General features: G+C 72.1%; 2 protein-coding genes. Both read left to right on the top strand.

Going from position 1 to position 4,541, the window contains the following annotated elements; translation table 11 throughout:
• Window positions 1-3,412, top strand: a 3,412-nt coding sequence (locus B0W80_RS33745) for an autotransporter domain-containing protein (protein ID WP_083745811.1), incomplete at its 5' end; no start/stop codon positions are given.
• Between the two features lie 69 nt (window positions 3,413-3,481).
• On the top strand, window positions 3,482-4,541 hold a 1,060-nt coding region (locus B0W80_RS33740), incomplete at its 3' end, for a PHB depolymerase family esterase (RefSeq protein WP_077003497.1).

Below are 4,541 nucleotides of genomic sequence, written 5' to 3'. Positions count from 1 at the left end.
GGCAGGCGCGCTCAACACGCTGGGCAACGGTGCGCTCGGCAATGCCTCGGCCATCGACATCGCCGCCGGTGCCGCCCTGCGCCTGGGCGGCAATGCGAGCGCAGGCGGACTCACCGGCGCCGGGGCGCTCGACGTGGGCGTGGGCAGCGTGCTCACGCTGGGCGGCACCAACGCCGACAGCACCTTCGCCGGTGCGCTCAACGGCGCCGGCAGCCTTGCGAAGGCCGGATCGGGCACGCTGGTGCTCAACGGCGGGGGCACGGTCGCCGGCACGTCCGTCGATGCAGGCCGGCTGCTGATCGGCGATGCGTCCAACCCGGCCGCCGTGCTGAATGGCCCGATCACGGTGGCGAGCGGCGCGACGCTCGGCGGCACGGGCACGGCGGGCAACAGCGTGACGGTGAACGCAGGCGGCGTGCTCGCGCCCGGCGACGGCATCGGCAACCTGCGCGTGGGTGCATTGACGCTCGCGCAGGGCAGCGTGCTCGAGATCGGGCTGGGCGCCGCATCGGGCAGCCCCACGGTGCAGGGCGTGTCGGACAGCATCACGGTCGCGGGCGACCTCACGCTCGACGGTGCCACGCTCAACCTGGTCGACGTGGGCGGCTACGGGCCCGGCCTGTACCGCCTGTTCGACTACGGCGGCACGCTGAGCCTGGGCAACGGTGGGCTGGTGCTCGGCGCCACGCCGGGTGGCACGCCCATCGTCCAGTACCTGAGCGGCGCGAAGCAGATCAACCTGGTCAATGCGGCGGGCCTCACGCTGGCGATGTGGAACGCGAACGGCGCCGCAAGCGCGACACAGATGGGCGGCGGCACGGGCACCTGGTCGACCACCTCGCCGGTCTGGACCGATGCGATCGGCTCGGTGACAGGCGCGATGCAGCCGATGCCCGGCTTCGCGATCTTCGGCGGCACGCCGGGCGTGGTCACCGTCGACAACACCGCGGGCGCGGTCAACGCCACCGGCCTGCAGTTCGCGGTCGACGGCTATCTCGTCGACGGAGCGCCGCTCACGCTCGTGAGCTCGTCCGCCACGCCGATACCGGTCATCAACGTGGGCGACGGCAGTGCGGCCAGCGCGGGCTACGTGGCGACCATCGATGCGCCGCTGGCCGGCAGCGCTGGCTTCGACAAGATCGGCGCCGGCACGCTGGTGCTGGGCGGTGCCAACACCTACACGGGCAACACGGTGCTCAGCGGCGGCACGCTCTCGATCGCGAGCGACGCGGCGCTCGGCGCGCCTGCCAACGGCATCGACTTCAACGGCGGCGCATTGCGCGTGACCGGCACCGCCGACACCGGCACCGCGCGCACGGCGGTGCTCGGCGCGGCCGGCGGCACCATCGACATCGCCGACCCGGCGGGCCGCTTCGACATGTCGCAGCCGATCGGCGGGAGCGGCGCGCTGGTCAAGGCCGGCACCGGCACGCTGGTGCTGAGCGCCGACAGCAACTTCGGCGGCGGCACCACCATCGCGGCCGGCACGCTGCAGCTCGGTAACGGTGGCACCGGCGGCAGCATCACCGGCAACGTGACCAACAACGGCGTGCTGGCCTTCGATCGCTCGGATGCGCTCAGCGTCGGCGGCACGATTTCCGGCAGCGGCAGCGTGAGCCAGATCGGCACCGGCAGCACCACGCTGGGCGCGTCGAACGGCTACACCGGCGGCACCCTGGTGAGCGCCGGCACGCTGGTCGGATCGTCGGGCAGCTTTGGCAGCGGACCCATCACCGACAACGCCGCACTGGTGCTGGCGCAGGGCGTGGACGGCACGCTCGCCAACGTGATCGCCGGCACCGGCAGCTTCACCAAGACGGGCGCAGGCAATCTCACGCTCACGGCCGCCAGTGGCGGCTTCGCGGGCACCACCGCCGTCGATGCGGGCACCCTCACCGTGCAGGGCGTGCTCGGCGGCACGCTGGGCGTCGGCAGCGGCGCGACCCTCGCGGGCATCGGCACGGTCGGCAGCACGACGGTGGCGGGCGGCGGCACCGTCTCGCCCGCCGGCAGCGGCATCGGCACGCTCAACGTCAACGGCAACCTGGTGCTCGCACCGGGCTCCACGCTTCTCTACGACGCGTCGACGCTCGCGGGCGACCGCATCGCAGTCAGCGGCACGGCGACGCTGCAGGGCCCGACGCTGGCCTTGAACGCCAACGGCACCTGGAACCTGGGCGCGAGCTACAGCGTCGTTGATGCGGCTGGGGGCCTGACCGGCACCTTCGGCAGCGTGAGATCGAACTTCGCCTTCCTCACGCCCAACCTGAGCTACGGGCCCACCTCGGCATCGATCACGCTGACGCGCAACGACGTCGGCTTCTCCCAGGTGGGCACCACGCCCAACCAGATCGCAGCGGGCGCGGCCGCCGACAGCCTGCCGGCCGGCTCGCCGCTCTACGGCGCGGTGGTGCAGCTCGATGCGCCCTCCGCGCGCCTGGCCTTCGACCAGCTGGCCGGCGACACCCATGCCAATTCGCGCACCGCCATGCTGGAGGGCAGCCATTTCACGCGCGACGCCGCGATCGACGCGCTGCGTCAAAGCGAGGGCGAATCCGTGGCGGCGCCCGATGCTTCTGCATCGCGTGGCGACCGCAACCTGTGGCTGCGCAGCTTCGGGTCGTGGGGCCACACCCGCGCCGACGGCAATTCGGCACGCACCAACACCTCACTGGGCGGCGTGCTGATCGGTGCCGACATGCCGGTGGGCGGCGGCTGGCGCGCCGGCGTGTACGGCGGCTACAGCCAGGGCAAGTACGAAGCCGACAGCCGGCGCGCGCGCGTCGAGGACGATGCCTACCACCTCGGCGTGTACGGCGGCACGCGCTGGGACCGGCTCGCGCTGCGCCTGGGCGCGTCGTACACGCGGCACAAGCTCGAGTCGCAGCGCACGGTCGTCTTCCCGGGGCTCGTGGATTCGCTGCGCGCGGACCAGCGCGCGCGCACGGCCCAGGTGTTCGGCGAACTCGGCTGGCGCATCGACGCCGGGCGCGTGGCGCTCGAGCCCTTCGCCAACCTGGCCTATGTCGACCTGCGCAGCAAGGGTTTCGCCGAACGCGGCGGTGCGGCGGCGTTGCGTTCGCGCGGCGATTCGAAGGACCTCACGTTCAGCACGCTGGGCCTGCGCGCCTCCACGCTGGTGAGCGCCGGCGCCGCCGACATCACGCTGCGCGGCATGGTCGGATGGCGCCATGCCTTCGGCGACGTGGTGCCGACCTCGACGCTGGCACTGGCCGGCGGCAACGACTTCCAGGTGGGCGGACTGCCGGTCGCGCGCAATGCGCTGGTGGTCGAGGCCGGCATGGACATGGCGGTGGCCCGCAACTTGCGCGTGGGCATCGGCTACGCGGGCCAGGCGGGCGGCGGCCGCCGCGACCATGGCCTGAAGGCGAACCTGCTGTGGAAGTTTTGAGCGCCATGGGTTGCTCCGTCACCCGTGGTGGGTACAGTGGGACGCCAGCACGTGAAAGGATGGCGTTCCATGGGTTTCGCTTCGACCGGACGGTTCGCCGTGTTCGCACTGCTCGCTGCGGCGCCGTGGCAGGCAGACGCGGGCACCACCAGCGCCTTCACCCTGTCGGTGCAGACCTATTCGGGCTCGCGCGAGCGCCAGTACAAGGTCTATGTGCCCGACGGGCTCACCGGGCCGGCGCCGATGGTGATGGTGCTGCACGGCTGCCAGCAGACGCATGACGACGTGTTGCGCGACTGGGGCCTCACGGCGGCGGCCGACCGCAACCGCTTCGTCCTCGTCGCGCCCTTCATCACCAGCTACGACGGCCTGCGCAACACCAACTGCTGGGGCTTCTGGCTCGACCAGCACCGGCACCAGGGCCGCGGCGAGCCCGAAGACCTGCACCAGATCGCGCGGCAGGTGGAGGCGCGCTTCGCGATCGATCCGAAGCGGCGCTACGTGACGGGGCTTTCTTCGGGCGCGGCGATGGCGGTGGTGCTCTCGGTCACGCACAACGAGTACTTCGCGGCGGCGGCCAGCGCCTCGGGGCTGCCCTACGGCGAGGACTCGGCCTCGGTCTCGTTCTCGGGTTGCCCGGGCAGCGCCACCTTCCATGCCGTGAGCCGCGTGGTGTCGGACATGCGGGCCGAGCGCAACGCGAGCTACGCGATCCCGCTGATGGTGCTGCAGAACAACCGCGACTGCACCGTGGTGCAGCCCGCCGGCCGCAACCTGCGCGATGCGCAACTGCAGCTCAACGGCGGCGCGGCGCGCGACACGCCGGCCGAGGCACTGGCGCTGCAGCGCGCCTGCACGCCCTTCGAGGGCAGCAACTACGCCTGCCAGCACAGCTTCTACACGGTGGATGCGCAGCCCGGCAGCCGCTCGCTGGTGGAGACCGTGTTCTACGACGGGCCCGCCGCGACGCCCGATCCGAACGACACCGACCATGGCCACTATTGGATCGGCGGCGCGCAGGGCCGCAACGGCAAGTGGGCGCTGCAGCGCGGGCCGAGCTACCCCGACATCGTGTGGGACTTCTTTTCGCGCCACGTGGCCGATGGCGGTACTGCGCCACCGCCTCCAC

It is taken from the genome of Variovorax sp. KK3 (assembly GCF_001984055.1).
GTDB lineage: Bacteria > Pseudomonadota > Gammaproteobacteria > Burkholderiales > Burkholderiaceae_C > Variovorax.
Note: the sequence above shows the minus strand (reverse complement) of the source record. Positions and strands in the feature narration are given on the sequence as shown.